This window comes from Pseudarthrobacter sp. rb, from assembly GCF_056389225.1.
The window spans coordinates 229128-245173 of the sequence record NZ_JBWJAR010000005.1; the positions used below are offsets into that span (position 1 = coordinate 229128).

Sequence of the window (16046 nt, forward strand, 5' to 3'; positions counted from 1 at the left end):
TACCACCTCTGCGAGGAGTGAACTATGGCAGCTTCAGGACTTTCATCACCTGCCCGGCGCCCCGCCCGGGAGCTCCTGCTCGACGCTGCGGCGCGCCTTTTCTATGCCCACGGCGTCGCGGCCACCGGGATCGATACCATCACTGCCGAAGCAGGAGTGGCCAAAAAGAGCCTCTACAACAACTTCACTTCCAAGGCGGACCTGGTGGCCGCATATCTTGAGGCGAGGCACGAGGAATGGCTCGGCCTGTACCGCAAGCGGCTGGAAACGGCGCCGACACCGCGCAGCCAGGTCCTGGCCGTCTTCGATGCCTACCTGGACCACGCCAACTTCGCCTACGAGCACGGCTTCCGGGGATGCGGCTTGCTCAACGCCGCCGCGGAACTGCCGGCCGGCGATCCCGGCCGGGACGTCGTGCGCCGCCACAAGGAAGAAGTCCAGGAACTCCTGGCCGGGCACGTGTCGGGGTTGTTGCCGGAGCGGGAGGAACAGGTCCCCGCCATCGCCGCGCACCTGGCGTTCCTGCTCGAAGGCGCCATGGCCCGCGCCGGGCTGGAAGGCAATGACGGTCCGCTGAAGGACGCCAGGCGCATGGCCGGACAGTTGCTGGACGCCCTGTGAGCATCGAGCGCCACCACCCCAAGGCCCAACGGTGGGGGGCAATGTCCGTGGTGGCTGCCTCCGTCCTCTGGGGCACCACCGGGACCGCGGCCACCTTCGCCCCCGCCGTGAGCCCGCTGGCCATTGGCGCCGTGGCAATGGGACTGGGCGGCCTGCTGCAGGCGCTCTTCGCTGCACGGCACATCGGCCTCCAGGCGGGCAGCCTGCTCGCACGGTGGCGCCTGGTCTCGCTCGGTGCCGCGGCCGTGGCCACCTACCCCCTGGCCTTCTACAGCTCGATGCACCTCTCCGGCGTAGCGGTGGGAACCGTCGTCTCCATCGGCTCGGCCCCCGTGGCGGCAGCGCTCATCGAACGCTTCGCGGACAGGAAACCGCTGAGCCGGCAATGGATTCTTGGGGCCCTGCTGGGAGTCGGCGGCGCCGCATTGCTCTCCTTTGCCGGGCATGCCCCCGCAGCGTCATCACCGGTTCCAGCTGCTCCGGCTGCTGCGGGGGAGGCCACGGCTTGGAGTTCGACGGCGGGAATCCTCCTTGGGCTGCTGGCCGGCGCCACCTATGCCCTGTATTCCTGGGCGGCGCACCGCATGACCGGTCACGGTGTTACCCCCAGGGCCGCCATGGGCAGCATTTTCGGGCTGGGCGGACTCCTCCTGATGCCTGTCCTCGCGGTGACGGGCGGCCCGCTGCTGCAGTCCTGGGGCAACGCGGGCGTGGGGGCCTACATGGCTGTGGTGCCGATGTTCGCAGGGTATGTCCTCTTCGGCTGGGGCCTGGCCCGCGTGGGGGCGAGCACGGCCACCAGCCTCTCCCTGCTGGAGACCGTGGTGGCTGCTGTCCTGGCCGTGCTGGTGGTGGGTGAAAGGCTCCCGGCGCTCGGCTGGCTTGGCGCCGCCGTCGTCCTGGCCAGCTTGTTCATCCTGACCCCACGCACCCGCGCACTGGCCCCCGCAACGGCATCATCACCCGCAGCGGCACAGTCACGGGCAACAGAACGGCCTGTTGCGGAATCAGCCGGTGTGCTGCCGACCCGCGCTCCGGGCCAGTACCGTGGGGCCGAGCAGCAGGCAGGCGCCCAGCCCCAGCAGCAGAATCCCTAGCACCACCGCGCCCGGGGCAGGGACCCCGGCCCCTGCAAAGACGAGCACCACGCCGATCAGGGCCGCCAGGATCCCCGGGAACAGGCCTGCGGGGAAACGCCGCGCGGGATAGCCGGACAGCAGTTCCATGGCCAGGTGGGGATCGTCCGCGATCAGCCCCAGTTCGAGCTCCTTGAGCAGGCGTCGCTCCTCATCGGACATTGGCATGGCGGGCCCCTGTTTTCCCTGGGAGGCGGTAACGGTATCGACCGTAGGAGCCTTCTACCGGTTAGTCAATAGGTGCAGCGGCCCGGCACTGCCCTCACTCCAGGACGTCGTAACGCAGCTCATCGCCCGTTACCCGTACGCCTCTGGTGGGAACGTGCGGAACTGCCTTGGCCGGCGGCATCAGGTGTTCAACGGGCAGGCCGGCCAGCAGGACGCAATGGTCCGCGATGAGGCGGCGGTGGCAGCGCCACCACAGGGTTTCGCTGCACATGATTGCGGTGGTTGCCGCCTGGGAGCCTGCCACCAGTTCTGCGGCTGCCGCCAGGAAGTCTTCACTGCGCATATAGCCTGCGTAGGCGCGGAACGACTCGTTGCGGAGGGCCGTATCCGGAGAGTCCGGGAGCAGCTTGCGGAACCCGCCCAACCGCTTCTCCCAGCGGTAGTCGATGCCCGCCTCCGGAAGCCACAGGGCCAAACGGTCCTTGCCGAAATGCGGGTACTTGCGGCTGCCCGGGCCGATCCGGACATCCACCAGGGACGTCACTCCGGCGCTGCGGAGCAGCCCGGCGAAGTCCTCCTCGGACGCGGTGCCGTGACCTACGGTGAACAGGGCCTTCATCGAAGCCATGATAGGCACGTGGGCGGGGTGGCCCGCAGAAGCCGGCTACCGTCGTCGTAATTCGGCGAACTCGATGGACGGCACGATGGCGCCCGCATCCCGCTCCACGAAGTTGGTGCCCGGGGGCACCAGGTCGTCGATGGCGTCCAGTACTGTCTCGCCCAGCTGGACGTCGGCTGCGCGAAGGTACGCCTGGAGGTGTTCCTCGCTGCGGGGGCCGATGATCACGCTGCTGATGGCGGGGTGGGTCAGGGCGAACCCCACCGCCAGGTCCACCAGGGACAGCTCCAGCTTGTCCGCCAGGCGGGCCAAGGAGTCTGCGGCGAGCAGCTTCCGCTCGCTGGACGGTCCGGACAGGTCGTACCGGCCGGGAAGCGTATGGACGCGGGTGGGCGGCTTGCCCGATTCCAGCACGAAACTGCCGGAAAGCCAGCCGCCCGCCAGGGGCCCGTACGCAAGGACACCCAGGCCGTACTGTTGGGCAATCGGCAGCACGTCGCGTTCATTGCCGCGGACCAGCATGGAATACGGGACCTGGTTGCCCACCGGCGGGATCAGGTGGTTGGTGGTGGCCAGCCATTGTGCCTCCACCAGCTGCGCCGGCGTGAACACCGAGGTGCCGTAGTACAGGATCTTGCCCTGGCGGATGAGGTCGTTCAGGGTGGTGATGGTTTCCAGGACGTCGGTGTTGTAGTCCGGCCGATGGGCCTGGTAGAGGTCGATCCGGTCCGTCTGCAGCCGGCGGAGGCTGCCCTCCACAGCCTGCATGATCCAGCGCCGGGAGTTCCCGGAATGCGCGGGGTTGCGGCTCATCTGGCCGTGAAACTTGGTGGCCAGGAAGACGTCGTCCCGGCGTCCCCGGAGTGCGCGGCCTACCACCTGCTCCGATTCGCCCTGCGAGTAGACATCGGCGGTATCAACCGCGGTGATGCCGGCGTCCAGGGCCGCGTGGATGATGCGGATGCTCTCGTCGGCCCCGGTGGGTGCACCCTGGCCGTTGCCGGTCCCCTCACCGAAATTCATGGTCCCAAGGGTGAGGGGACTGATGGGGGTTCCCGACCGTCCAAACACCCGCAGTTCGCTCAGGCTCATCTCCGGTCTCCTCCATTCAGTTGCCGTCCCCTGGATCGTCACGACGCTACACAGATCAGGCAGGCGGCCGCAGATTTCCGTTTTAGTCCTTCTCTTTTCGTCGCATGGAGTAACCGGGGCAGCGGGGATGACGTTTTGTGGCGCACAAAGGAGGAGGGAACAACGCCTATATTGAGGGCATGGGCATCCTCAGCAGCGATGAACAGTTCGTCCAGTTGCACGACCTCATTATCGGCAGCAGCAACGTGGCCGACTTCCTGTCCGAGCTTTCCGCTGTTGCCGCGTCAGCGCTCAGCGATGCAGCGGGCGTCTTCATCGAATGCGGGGTCACGCTCCGCCGCCGCAAACGCAGCGCCACCATTGCCGGCAGCAGCGAACGGGCCGTCGTGCTGGACAAGCTGGAACAGGCCCTCGGGGAAGGGCCGTGCATCGCCTCCCTGGACGCAATGAAGCCCATGGTCCTGTCCGACGTCCACACCGATACCCGCTGGCCTGAATACCAGAAGGTGCTGGCCGACAACGGCTGCCGCAGCGTGCTGGGCGTGCCTTTGGCGCTCGACCGGAACCAGGCGGCCGCGTTGAACTTCTTCGCCGCGGAGCCCGACGTCTTTGCCCCCAATGTCATCCGCACGGCGGAGGGGTTTGCGGACCTTGCCGGCCGGGCGCTTCGACTGGCCCTGCGGATCGCGGACGCCCAGAACCTGGCGGACGACTTGAAGGCCGCGATGGCGAACCGCACCGCGATCGACCTTGCGTGCGGGGTGATCATGGCGCAGAACCGGTGTACCCAGGATGAAGCCATGGCCCTGCTCACCAAGGCATCCAGCCACCGGAACCAGAAGCTGCGGGACCTGGCCGCTGAAGTCCTTGGCAGGGTGAGTACCGGGCCGGTGACGACGCACTTCGATCCGTAGGCAGCCCGGATCCACTCCCTATAAACCGGTCTTGACCCGCTTGTATGCCGCCTGGGTTTCGCCTCCGCGCCGCGCTGCAATAATCTGAACCAACGGTTGTGCACGGGGGTGTGAGCGCCCGGCACGACAGGCAGCACTGTAAGTTCCGGGACCATCACAGACGAGGCGGACGCCCATGACGGCTTCAGACCAGCAGCACGCAGCACGGCCAACGACGCCCGCAGACCCTCCAGCCGCGGCGCCAGGGCCGGTGGATCCGCACCTGCTGCAGCAACTGGCCGACGCGCACGGCGTGGGCACGTCCTTCCAGGGCTGGGACGGCCTTCCGCACTCCGTTGCCGAACCGACGCTGATCAAAGTGCTGGCGGCGCTGGGAGTCGAGGCCCACACCAACCAGCACATCGAGGCCGCCCTGGCCGAGGTGGAACTGGCGCCCTGGCGGCGGATGCTGCCACCCGCCGTCGTCATCAAGCAGGGCGAACCGGCGCAGGTTCCGGTCCACGTGCGGGACGGTGCCACAGCCAGCCTCACCATCAACCTTGAAGGGGGAGCCGGATCCAGGGAGGCGCTCCAGCAGGACATCTGGATCCAGCCCCGGGAGGTCGACGGCGTCTCCACCGGACGTGCCACGTTCTCCCTGCCCGAGGACCTGCCGTTGGGCTGGCACACCCTGCATGCGGAGGCAGAGGGCGCCACGGCCAGTGCCGTCCTGGTGGTCACGCCCGCCCGGCTAACGACGGCAAAACCTTTGGAGGAACGCCGCGGCTGGGGGCTGGCCACGCAACTGTATTCGGTCCGGTCCAAGCGGTCATGGGGCATCGGCGACTTTGCGGACCTGGCGGACCTGGCGGCCATCAGCGGTGCGCGCGGGGCCGATTATGTGCTGGTCAACCCGCTGCACGCGGCGGAGCCCGTCCCGCCCGTCCAGCCCTCGCCCTATTCGCCGTCCACCCGCCGGTTCTTCAACCCGCTGTACATCCGCATCGAGGCCATCCCCGAACTGGCGTACCTCCGGCCCCGGAAACGGGCGGCGCTGGAAAAGCTGCACGAGGAAGTGGCCGGCCTGAACCGGGACGCTGCGCGGTTGGACCGGGACGCTGTCTATGCGGCCAAGCTGCAGGCACTGGAGATGCTGTACCACACGCGGCGTTCGCCCTCCCGGCAAGCCGCCTTCGAGGAGTTCTGCCGCATCTCCGGCAGCGGGCTGGATGATTTTGCGCTTTGGTCCGCCATCCGCGAGGACCTGGCGCCCGGTGATCCGTTGTGGGCGGATCCGGCGTGCGCCATCGGAACACCTGAGGCGGAGTCGCTGCGGGAGAAGCTGGCGGACCGGATCGGGTTCCACCGCTGGCTGCAGTGGATCTGCGATGAGCAACTGGAAAACGCCCAGCAGGTGGCGCTCCGCTCCGGCATGCGGCTGGGCGTGGTGCACGACCTTGCAGTCGGCGTGGACCACAACAGTGCCGACGCGTGGACGCTGGGCCGTGTGCTGGCCCCGAACACCAGCGTGGGCGCGCCGCCGGACATGTACAACCAGCAGGGCCAGGACTGGGGCCAGCCGCCATGGCACCCGGCCCGCCTGGCCGAGGCCGGTTACGAACCGTTCCGCAACATGCTGGCGAACGTGCTCCGGCACGCCGGCGGCATCCGCGTGGACCACATCCTGGGCCTGTTCCGGCTGTGGTGGATTCCCATGGGGAACGCGCCCGGGGACGGTGCCTATGTCCGGTACGACCACGAGGCATTGATCGGCATCCTGGCCCTTGAGGCGCACCGCGCCGGGGCCGTGGTGATCGGAGAGGACCTGGGCACCTTCGAACCCTGGGTGCGTGACTACCTCGCGGCCCGCGGCATCCTGGGTACGTCCATCCTCTGGTTTGAGTACGACGGCGAGTCGCCCCTTGCGCCGGAAAAGTACCGTACGCAGGCGCTCGCAAGCGTAAACACCCATGACCTTCCGCCCACGGCAGGCTACCTTGCAGGGGACCACGTGGGGCTGCGGAGCCGGCTGGGACTGCTGGAGCGGTCTGAGGAGGAAGAACGGGCCGAGCACAACGCGTCGCTGGAGAAGATGTTTGCCCTGCTGCGCGAACGCGGGTACCTCTCCGAGGGGGCAGCCGGCGGAGCCGGTGCGCAGTCGGCGGAGGAGCACACCATCGAGGCGCTGCACCTCCTGCTGGCCCAGGCACCGTCTGTACTGCTCGGTGTGGCACTGGTGGACGCGGTGGGGGAGCGGCGGGTGCAGAACCAGCCCGGAACAACGGAAGCCCTGTATCCAAACTGGCAGGTTCCGCTGGGCGGCCCGGACGGCAGGCCGGTTTACCTGGACGACCTCCCCGGCAATAAGCGCTTCAACGCACTGCTCGCTGCCGTGGAGGGATCCCTACACGGGTCCTGACTGGCTGGTTAACCACCATGGCCCCGCCGCTTCCGTAAGCGGCGGGGCCATGGTGGTTGTTCCGCTGAACTAGCGTGCGGTGATCACGTGGGTGAAGTGGTCGTAGCGGAAGGTGACCGGGCCGCCGTCGTGCTCAAACACGATGTTGGCTCCGGGCGTTGCCCCGCCGGCCCCGTAGCTGACGTCCCATGACTTGTTGAGGGCCGCCTTGAACTCGTAGCTCCCTGCCGGCAGGTCAGGCACGGTGAGCTTCCAGACGAGGTCTGCCGGGTCCAGGACCAGCTGGGCCCGCTGGCAGGCCGGCTCCCAGTCGGTGGCGCAGTCCAGCTCGCTGTCCATGCTTCCGGCCGCCGCCACGGCGGACGGCTGCTGCGACGCGTAGACGGCGCTGAGCAGGTGCGTGCTGTTGTCGTAGCGGAAGGTGACCGGTCCGCCGGGGTGGTCCAGCACGATGTTCTGGCCATTCAGCTGGCCGTCGGAACCGTAGTTTTCGTCCCAGCCGCCGTTGAGCGCGGCCTTGTATTCGTACTTCCCGGCCGGCAGTTCCGCGGTCAGCCGCCAGATGCGGTCCGCCGGGTCCAGGACCATCTTTGCCTGCGGGCAGGCCGGATCCCACTGCGCGGTGCAGCCCATGGCCTGGTTCAGTGATCCGGCCACCGTGACCGAGTCGGGCTGCGGCGCCTGGCCTACCGTGACGGTCCTGGTGCCGCTGGTGACGCTGAAGCCCGTGCCGGCCATGACGGCCCGGTACTGGACCTTCGTGCCGTCAGCCAGCGTGGAGACATCATCGGTTGCCGAGTACACGGGCGACGACGAGTCGGTCCCCACCGCCGTCCAGTCTCCGCCGTTCACGCTGCGCTCAAAGGACACCACGTGGCTGGCCTTCTCCGGATCGGCGGTGGCGCTCAGCTCCACCTTTCCTTCCACGCTGCTGCCTTCGGCTGGCTTCTGCAGGGTCAGCACTGGCGCGGGGACGCTTGCTTGACGGCTCTGGCTGGTGGCGGTGTGGCCGCCATTGTCCAGCACGGTGGCGCGGTACTCCAGGGGTGTGCCGGCGTCCAGGGCCGCGACGTCGTGGAACACCTGGTACGGGGCGGTGTCGTCCGTGCCGATCGGCTGCCACTGGCCGCCTGCCGTTCGGGCCTCGAAGGTGACCTCGTAGAACGAAGTACCGTCGACGTCGGCCGTCACGTTGATGCGCCCGTTGTCGCTTGGGGCTGCGGCCGGCTGTTGCAGGGCGACGGCGGGTGCAGCCTTTGAGTGCGGGATCCGCCCCGAGGATTCGTAGACGACGGCGGAAAGCGGCGGCACGGTGACCGTCAGCTTGGCGTCCTCCGAGGTTTTGGCCTCGTCGGCCCCTTCGCCGTAAATGCGCGTGTAGCTGCGCTTGGCAATGTAGGTGGGGATTTCGGCCGTCTGCGGCTGGGCGCTGTTGTTCAGGGCCACCACGTATTCGCGCTGGTCCTGGGCGTCCGTGCGGGAGAAGGCGTAGATGCCTGGGCCGTCCGAGGCGTAGCGGTGCTGGTGGGCGCCGTTCCGCAGTGCCGGGTGCTCCTTGGTGAGGGCGGCCAGGTCGCGGATCTTCGCATACAGCGGATGGCCAGGGTTGAAGTTGTCCGTGGCGTGGGTGGCATCCGTGCCCAACAGGTCGTCGTGGAGGTAGTCCGGGACCTTGCTTGCGAAGAGTGTCTGGCGGGCGTCCTGGTCGCCGCCGGGGCCGGTGAATCCCTGTTCGTCGCCGTAGTACACCACCGGGTTGCCGCGGGAGAAGTACATCAGCTCGTGGGCCAGTTCGTCGCGGGCCACCTTCTCGGCATCGCTGGCGGCCGGGTTGTCCTGGCTGATGAAACTGCCGATGCGGCCCATGTCGTGGTTGCCCAGGAAGGTTGGCAGTTCGTAGACGTTGGAGTCGGCGTCGGTGTACCAGTCGTCCCCGGCGAAGAAGGTTTGCAGGGCCTTGGCGTCCTGGCCCTTGGACGCGAAGTTGCGGGCCGCATCCTGGAAGGGGAAGTCCAGGACTGCCTGCATCTTGTTGCGGGTAGTGAACTGGGACGTGAAGCTCTTGGTGGTGTCGAAGACCTCGCCGAACATGAAGAACTCGTCCTTGCCGTGCTCTTTGGCGTAGTTGAGGACGTTGGGGCCGAATTCCTGCCAGAACTCGTTGTTGACATGCTTCATGGTGTCGATCCGGAAGCCGTCCACGCCGAAGTCGCCGATCCAGGACTTGTAGATGTCCTCCATGCCGTGCACCACTTTGGGGTTTTCGGTGAACAGGTCATCGAGGCCGAAGAAGTCACCGTACATGGAGTCCTCGCCGGTAAAGGTGGTGTCGCCCCGGTTGTGGTACAGCGTGGGGTCGTTCAGCCAGGCCGGCACTTTGAGGTTTTCTTCGCCGGGTGTCAGGACGGGTTTGTAAGGGAATGAAGTGTTCGCGTCCAACTGGGGGAAGGTCCCGGTGCCGGCGTAGTCGCGGTCATCGAAGGGTTCGCCCGAGGCCGTCTTGTACGGGACGGCGTCCTTGGAGACGTAGCCTTTGCGGTCGCCCTCCTGGTAGCCGATGACGTCAGCCGTGTGGTTGGTGATGATGTCGAAGTACACCTTCATGCCGCGGGCGTGGGCCTCGTCAATCAGGGCCTTGAGTTCGCCATTGGTGCCCAGGTGCGGATCGATCTGGGTGAAGTCGGTGACCCAGTAACCGTGGTAACCGGCTGACTTGTCTTCCGGCTGGACTGCCTTGTTCTTAAAGCTGGGGGTCAGCCAGATCGACGTGGTGCCCAGGCCTTGGATGTAGTCGATCTTGTTTCGGAGGCCGGCCAGGTCGCCGCCGTTGTAGAAGCCTTTCTTTGTGGGATCGAAGCCGGAGACCATGGGATCGGGGCCAAGGCCGCCTTGGTCGTTGGCCGTGCTGCCGTTGCTGAACCGGTCCGCCATGACGAAGTAGAAGTTTTCATCCGTCACGGGACCGCGCAGCGAATGCAGGGCGGGCGCGGATCCCTGGTTCCTGCTGCCCGGGTCGTTGGACCCTGGACCGTTGGGGGCGGCCTGCGCCGGGAGGACTGCTGCGGAGACTGCGACGGCGGCCGCCAGGAGGCCGGCGGCGGACCGGCCAGCAACGCGTTTCCGGGTTGGCCGGGTGGTTGGAGGGTGCGGTGTCCCTGCCGGACCTGCCGGCAGGTGGGCGCGTGGGGGCGCGCCGGGAGGGGTGCGGAATAACAAGGGTGAGACCTTCCTGGGAAGCAGCGCTGCTGTACAGGCTTGCCGTTGACATGGGGATGCGGCAGGAGGGTTCGAAGAACAGCATGCTGTCTTGTGAACCAAGTCACAACTGTAAGCGCTTGCACTGAATTACTCCAGTGTTTAGGGAACGCGCTGGCGCGGGAAGCTTCCGCGGGGACCTGAAGTGCTAGCCGGCGGCTATCAGTGCGGTGGGCGACGCGGCATGCAGGTTGTGCAGCACCGGTCCGGGAAGGCCGGTGATGGGATCCAGCTCAAAGGTCGCGATGTTGTGTGATCGTTCGTGCGCCACGTGGAGCCAGTTTCCGCGGACAAGGTGGTGGCGCGGCCAGTTCCCGCCGCTGTCAAAGTCCTTGACGGGGATCAGTTCGGTGCCATCCCCGGCAACCTCCAGGACGCTGATGAGGTTGGAGCCGCGCACGCCGGCATAGGCGAAGTTTCCTTGCGGGCCCAGGCAGATCTCGGCGGCGGAGTCCCCTTGCTGGCTTCCGCCCGCCGTCGCAGGTCCGCGGAAGACCAGCTCGTAGGTGCCGGCCTCGGGACGGACCACGAAGACTTCCACGGAGTACTCCGCCACGATGAAGACGTTCCCGTTCGGGTGCTCCACCAGGTGGCGCGGGCCGCAGCCGAAGGGGAGGACCACCTCGTGGTCCGCCACCAGCCCTGCACCCGCCTGGTAGGTCCAGATGCGGAGGGTGTCATGGCCCAGATCTGTGGTCATCACCCGGCCGTCCCGCAGCATCAGGCTCGCGTGGGCGCGGCTTTGCCTCGGGCTGCCGGGAGAAAGGGCAGCGTGGGGATCAACCGACGGTGCGGCCGGGAACCGCCCGGCCATGCCGCCGTCGGAACCCAGCTCGTAGAGCAGAACCTGCCCGTCGCCCCAGCACGCGGCAGTGACAAAGCGGCCGTGCGGGTCAACGGCAACATGGCAGGTGGCCTCGCCGGCCGGTTGTGGTTCCCCGTAGGGTTCCAGGGCGGCTTCGCCGTGCCGGCGGTATGCCCGGACTTTCCTGCGCTGCTCAGCCGCCGCGTACACCACCGGCAGGGTTGGGTGTGCAGCAACGAACGACGGCGATTGCGCTTCGACGGCCGTTCCCAACCATTCCAGGCTGCCGTCCTGGTGCTCGCGGACGGCGCCGATGCCGTCCGCGCGGCCGCCGCCGTCGGGGGTGTACGCGCCGATCCACAGGATGTTGGTGGCTGCATTGTTGTTGGCTGCGCCGTTGGTCATGGTCCAATCCTGCCAAGGTTTCGCCGCTATTCCCGTACCCCGGGCCGCCGATTAGCATGGGATTTTCGGCAGTGGCAGAAGGGAGACGGGCGCGGTCATGGCTGCATGGATGTCGATTGTCCACACCCGACGCCCTTCTGGGGCTTGGGCCTAGCCCGCGTGGAGGTGCCCGTGGGCTGGCCGGAGGGCGCTGCCCAGCCTCCTCCCGGACTGCGCGCTGTTCACGGCCGGTCCCCGTTGTTGGGCTTCGGCCGGATCGTTTCCCTGTTGCGTGCTGCCGGTTGTGTTTTCGCCGAAGACGAGGCCCGGCTCCTGCTCGCTGAGGGCGCTGGCCCCGAGGAACTTTCACGCAGTGTCCAGCGCCGTATGGAGGGTGTTCCCCTGGAGCCCATCCTGGGCTGGGCTGAGTTTGCCGGTGGCCGCGTTGTGGTTGAGCCCGGCGTTTTCGTGCCACGGCGCCGCACGGAACTGCTGGTCAATGAGGCCTTGGTTCTGCTGACGGACGGAGCACTGCCTGCGCCGCCGGTTGTGGTTGACCTGTGCTGCGGGTCCGGGGCCGTGGGAGCTGCAATTCTTCGCCGTGCCCCCCAGGTGGAGCTGCATGCAGCGGATATCGAGCCCGCTGCCGTAAGGTGCGCCCGGCGGAACCTGGATCCCCTGGGCGGCCATGTTCATGCGGGTGACCTGTTCGCAGCCCTCCCGCCGGCGCTGCACGGGCGGGTCGGGGTGCTCGCCGTCAACGCGCCGTATGTCCCTACGGAAGCAATTCGAACCATGCCTCCGGAAGCGCGCCTTTACGAACCTGTTGCCTCGCTCGACGGAGGCCCTGACGGCCTGGACTTCCACCGACGGGTCGCCGCCGGGGCCGTTCACTGGCTGGTTCCCCACGGCCGCCTACTCATCGAAACCAGTGACCGGCAGTCGGCCGGCACCTCCAAAATCCTGGCCGCAGCGGGGTTCACCGTCCGCACCGTGCGGTCGGAAGAGCTGGATGGGACGGTGGTCGTGGGACAGTACGAGTCCCAAAACCCCTAAGTGGAAAACCTGGCTGTGGTTTAAGCGCTGCCGGGGTTTAAGCACTGCCGGCCGCCGCGTCCCCCAAGGATCGCGACGGCCGGCAAGGCGATTCAGTTGTAACACAAAGGCGTGCCACGCCCATGTCACGCGGCGGCCCGTGCGTAATGAACGGTGCCGCTGCGGCAATCAGGACTTCGTGCCGGTCCCATCGGAGGTACCAAGGTTGGTGGTCTCCGGGTGGGTGCTGTGGGCTGGGATGTGGTCCCCGCCCAGGGCACCGGCGTCGCCGGCCCCGGAAGTGCCGGTGGAAGTACCAGCGGCAGCAGCAGTAGAGGGTCCTGAGGCCTGGCTGCCACCGGATGCGCCGTCACGGTGCATCGCAGAGCCAATCACGGTGCCTGCCCTGCGTGCGGCTTCCCCAAGCTGGTCTGCCACTTCAGGCGCCTTTTCCTTGATGGTTTCCGTCGCCACGGACACTTTGTCCTGGACCGGCTTGCTGTCCCAGATGCCGGCCGCGCGGGCCTTCAGCTTGTCGTAAGCCGCACGGCCTGACCGCGAACCGAGGACGTATCCCACGGCAACGCCTACACCCAAAAGAAGCTTGTTTTTCACGATGAACTCCTGCTCTGCGAGAAGGTTGTCAGTCCCGGCCGGGGCAGCGGGCGCCCGTGGCCGGGGAAAATGAAAGCCGGCCTGGGGATGATGTCCCCAGGCCGGCTTCCTGGCTTGCCCGTGCAGTTATCCGCGGGCGCTGCGCTTGGTGACCATGCCGTAAATGGCAAGGACGATCAGCGAGCCGACGATCGCCAGCAGCCACGTCTGGATCGAGAAGAACTCCTGCAGTCCACTGCCGAAGATCATCCCGCCCAGCCAGCCACCGAGGAATGCGCCAACGACGCCCAGGATCAGAGTGATGACCCAGCCGCCACCCTGCCTGCCCGGGAGGATCGCCTTAGCGATCGCACCAGCAATAAGTCCGAGAATCAGAAATGCAATAAATCCCATTTGAAGCTCTCTTCCTAAGTAAAGGAGGCCTCCAGGTTCCGGAGGCACTTCATCCTTCTGGCTCAATAGTAATCATGCTTACTATCTATTTGCCAACCCCGTTTTTGGAAAAGAGTGCAGTTCAGGCTGGTTTCAGTGTCCTGTTTTGTCCGAGTCGTTGCCTGATCCGGGACCTTCGTCAAGGATCGATAATTCCGCTAGATCCTGCGGGTCCAGGGCGAAATCAAACACGTCCAGGTTCTCCGCCATCCGGTCCGGCGAAGCGGTCTTCGGAATCGTTACCAATCCGTTTTGTATGTGCCACCGAAGGACGAGTTGGCCAGGGGTTTTCCCATGCTTTTCCGCCAGTTGGGAAAGGACGGGAGCGCCCAACAAACCCGCTCCCGAGCCGCCCAGCGGACTATAGGACTCAGTAATAATGCCATGCCGGCTATGGAATTCCCGCTCGGCGGACCGCGTGATGGCCGGGCTGAGTTGGATTTGGTTTACCGCCGGCACTACGTCAGTCTCCGCCATCAGCCGTTCGAGGTGCGCTGGCTTGAAGTTGGACACTCCGATGGACCGGACTTTTCCCTCCGCCTGCAGCCGTTCAAAGGTCTGCCACGTGGAGACGTACTGGTCCCTGCCGGGCAGGGGCCAGTGGATCAGCAGCAGGTCCACGTAATCAAGCCCAAGACGCGCCAGCGACCCCTCGAGGCCGGCTACGGCACGGTCGTGGCCCTGGAATTCGCCGTCCAGCTTGGTGGTGATGAAGAGCTCACTGCGGTCCGCGCCGCTGGCCCTGATGCCGTTGCCCACACCGCGTTCGTTGCCGTACTTCACGGCGGTGTCGATATGCCGGTACCCGGCTTCCACGGCCTGTACGACGGCGGCGCCCGCCTGTTCGTCGTCCAGCGGCCAGGTGCCAAGCCCCAGCTGCGGAATCCTGTTGCCGTCATTGAGTTCGATGAGCGGTGCAAGTGTCATGCGATCAGTCTGCCCCCTCCCGGCCGTCCCGGCTCCAAGTGCCCGCGATTCGGGACGGCCCGGAGGGTACTGCCGGCGGCCTAGGCCGGTTCCTCCGCCAGTTTCCGCTTCAGGATCTTTCCACTGGGTCCCAGCGGGAGCTCGGAGAGTATCTTGACCACGCGCGGATACTTGTAGGCCGCAAGCTGGGAGCTGGCGAAGTCCATCAGCTCGGTCTCGGTGACACTGGCCCCGGCGTCCAGCACGATGGCGGCCGCGATCTCCTGGCCGTGGACATCGTGCGGGATGCCGTAAACGGCGGCACTGACAACTGCAGGGTGTGTCAGCAGGACTTCCTCCACCTCCCGCGGATACACGTTGTAGCCGTTGCGGATGATCATGTCCTTCTTGCGGTCCACGATGGTGAGGTAACCGTCGTCGTCCTTTGTGCCAAGGTCCCCGCTGCGGAACCAGCCATCCACCACGGCCTCGGCGGTGGCCTCAGGCCGGTTGAGGTAGCCCTTCATCAGCAGGTGTCCGCGGATCACCAGCTCGCCGAGTTCCCCGTTGGGCAGCAGCTCGATCCGCTCCGTCACCTCAGGGCGGGCGATTTCGATATCCACACCCCAGATCGGGATACCGATGGTGCCGGGCCGTGGCTGCATGCCCACGTGGTTGAAGGCCGCCACGGGGGACGTCTCGGTCAGGCCGTAGCCCTCATGGATCTCCACGCCGAAGACGTCGCGGAACCGGTCCATCACTGCCAGTGGAAGTGAGGCTCCGCCGGAGATGCCGTAGCGCAGGGCCGCCGGCCGGTCCGGCACGGTCTTGGCGGCTTCCAGGAGCGCCACGTACATGGTGGGGACGCCCAGGAAGATGTTCACGTCGTGCTTCGCCAGCAGCTTCAAGGCGTCCGGGCCGGTGAACCGGGGCATGAGGACGATGGTGGCCCCGGCGCGCAGGCCCGTGTTCAACACCACCGTCTGGCCGAAGGTGTGGAAGAGCGGCAGGCCGCCGAACAGGACGTCACCGGGCCGGAAGTCCATCACGCTGGTCAGCAGGACGCTGGTTTGTTCCACCAGGGCGAAGTGGCTGCCCAGTGCGCCCTTGGGCTTGCCGGTGGTGCCTGAGGTGTACAGGATGGTGGCCGTGTCCGATGGGCGGCAGGGTTCGTACGTCCGGATCGGCTCCGCGGCGGCCGCCTCCGCTTCCAGCCGTGGAAACCCGCCGTCGTCGGGCGCCATGACCGTCAGCACATCGACCCCGCTGGCTGAAGCACCGGCAGCGCCTTCCGTGAGCAGGGGAGCAGCGCAGATGAGCAGCCGGGCGCCGCTGTCCTGCAGGACGTACTCGATCTCGCGCGCCTTGAGCAGGGCGTGGACCGGGACAACGATGGCGCCCAGCGACAGGATGGCGTAGTACACCCGGGCGAAGTCCGGGACGTTGGGGATCAGGACGGCGACGGCGTCTCCCGGCCCGATTCCCCGCGCCCGCAGTGCACCGGCATAGCCGCGGGTTTGGCTCCACAGGTCGGCGTAGCTGACCTGGTCCTCGCCGACAACGAGGGCGATGCTGTCAGGATTCCTCTTGGCTGATTCTGCCAGGACGGCAGCGACGGAGATGGTGGCGAAGCCGTCAGCGGAGTTTGTGTTGGTCATGGCCTGCT

General features: G+C 66.7%; 14 protein-coding genes. 5 read left to right on the forward strand and 9 right to left on the reverse strand.

Annotation, left to right across the window (positions count from 1 at the left end; translation table 11 throughout):
- Positions 1-24: 24 nt before the first annotated feature.
- Positions 25-621 (forward strand): TetR/AcrR family transcriptional regulator, encoded by a 597-nt coding sequence (locus ACWRN3_RS09375; protein ID WP_476740449.1) that lies wholly within the window; start codon positions 25-27, stop codon positions 619-621.
- Between the two features lie 41 nt (positions 622-662).
- Positions 663-1718, forward strand: a complete 1056-nt coding sequence (locus ACWRN3_RS09380; RefSeq protein WP_476740475.1) for a DMT family transporter — start codon at positions 663-665, stop codon at positions 1716-1718.
- Here the strand turns inward: ACWRN3_RS09380 and ACWRN3_RS09385 are convergent.
- The 3 genes from ACWRN3_RS09385 to ACWRN3_RS09395 form a co-directional block, all read right to left on the reverse strand.
- Positions 1629-1925 (reverse strand): DUF3040 domain-containing protein, encoded by a 297-nt coding sequence (locus tag ACWRN3_RS09385; RefSeq protein WP_255174172.1) that lies wholly within the window; start codon positions 1923-1925, stop codon positions 1629-1631. The genes ACWRN3_RS09380 and ACWRN3_RS09385 overlap by 90 nt on opposite strands.
- A gap of 94 nt (positions 1926-2019) precedes the next feature.
- Entirely contained in the window at positions 2020-2553 is a 534-nt protein-coding gene (locus tag ACWRN3_RS09390; RefSeq protein WP_476740450.1) for a DUF488 domain-containing protein, read from the reverse strand.
- A gap of 36 nt (positions 2554-2589) precedes the next feature.
- A complete protein-coding gene (locus ACWRN3_RS09395; RefSeq protein ID WP_255174174.1) occupies positions 2590-3636 on the reverse strand; it encodes an aldo/keto reductase in 1047 nt (348 codons plus the stop codon).
- A 179-nt stretch (positions 3637-3815) separates the two neighbouring features.
- Here ACWRN3_RS09395 and ACWRN3_RS09400 point away from each other — a divergent pair, with 179 nt between their 5' ends.
- Entirely contained in the window at positions 3816-4550 is a 735-nt protein-coding gene (locus ACWRN3_RS09400) for a GAF and ANTAR domain-containing protein (protein WP_255174175.1), read from the forward strand.
- 175 nt (positions 4551-4725) lie between these two features.
- Positions 4726-6948: a 4-alpha-glucanotransferase gene (malQ, locus tag ACWRN3_RS09405; protein WP_255174176.1), complete on the forward strand. Its 2223-nt coding sequence runs from the start codon at positions 4726-4728 to the stop codon at positions 6946-6948.
- Between the two features lie 69 nt (positions 6949-7017).
- Here the strand turns inward: malQ and ACWRN3_RS09410 are convergent, their stop codons facing one another.
- On the reverse strand, positions 7018-10164 hold the full coding sequence (locus ACWRN3_RS09410; RefSeq protein ID WP_476740451.1) for an alpha-amylase family glycosyl hydrolase: 3147 nt from the start codon (positions 10162-10164) through the stop codon (positions 7018-7020).
- 187 nt (positions 10165-10351) lie between these two features.
- Entirely contained in the window at positions 10352-11413 is a 1062-nt protein-coding gene (locus ACWRN3_RS09415; RefSeq protein ID WP_476740452.1) for a lactonase family protein, read from the reverse strand.
- A gap of 171 nt (positions 11414-11584) precedes the next feature.
- On the opposite strand from ACWRN3_RS09415, the gene ACWRN3_RS09420 reads away from it, so the two are divergent.
- Positions 11585-12448, forward strand: a complete 864-nt coding sequence (locus ACWRN3_RS09420; protein ID WP_476740453.1) for a putative protein N(5)-glutamine methyltransferase — start codon at positions 11585-11587, stop codon at positions 12446-12448.
- 168 nt (positions 12449-12616) lie between these two features.
- Here ACWRN3_RS09420 and ACWRN3_RS09425 read toward each other — a convergent pair whose 3' ends face one another.
- The 4 genes from ACWRN3_RS09425 to ACWRN3_RS09440 all read right to left on the reverse strand — a co-directional run bounded on the left by ACWRN3_RS09425 (position 12617) and on the right by ACWRN3_RS09440 (position 16038).
- Positions 12617-13042, reverse strand: coding sequence for a YtxH domain-containing protein (locus ACWRN3_RS09425; RefSeq protein WP_324643903.1), 426 nt, complete (start codon positions 13040-13042; stop codon positions 12617-12619).
- A 126-nt stretch (positions 13043-13168) separates the two neighbouring features.
- Positions 13169-13435, reverse strand: a complete 267-nt coding sequence (locus ACWRN3_RS09430) for a GlsB/YeaQ/YmgE family stress response membrane protein (protein WP_018769627.1) — start codon at positions 13433-13435, stop codon at positions 13169-13171.
- Positions 13436-13567: 132 nt separating this feature from the next.
- Positions 13568-14401: an aldo/keto reductase gene (locus tag ACWRN3_RS09435; RefSeq protein WP_255174180.1), complete on the reverse strand. Its 834-nt coding sequence runs from the start codon at positions 14399-14401 to the stop codon at positions 13568-13570.
- Between the two features lie 80 nt (positions 14402-14481).
- Entirely contained in the window at positions 14482-16038 is a 1557-nt protein-coding gene (locus tag ACWRN3_RS09440) for a long-chain-fatty-acid--CoA ligase (RefSeq protein ID WP_255174181.1), read from the reverse strand.
- Between the last annotated feature and the right edge of the window lie 8 nt (positions 16039-16046).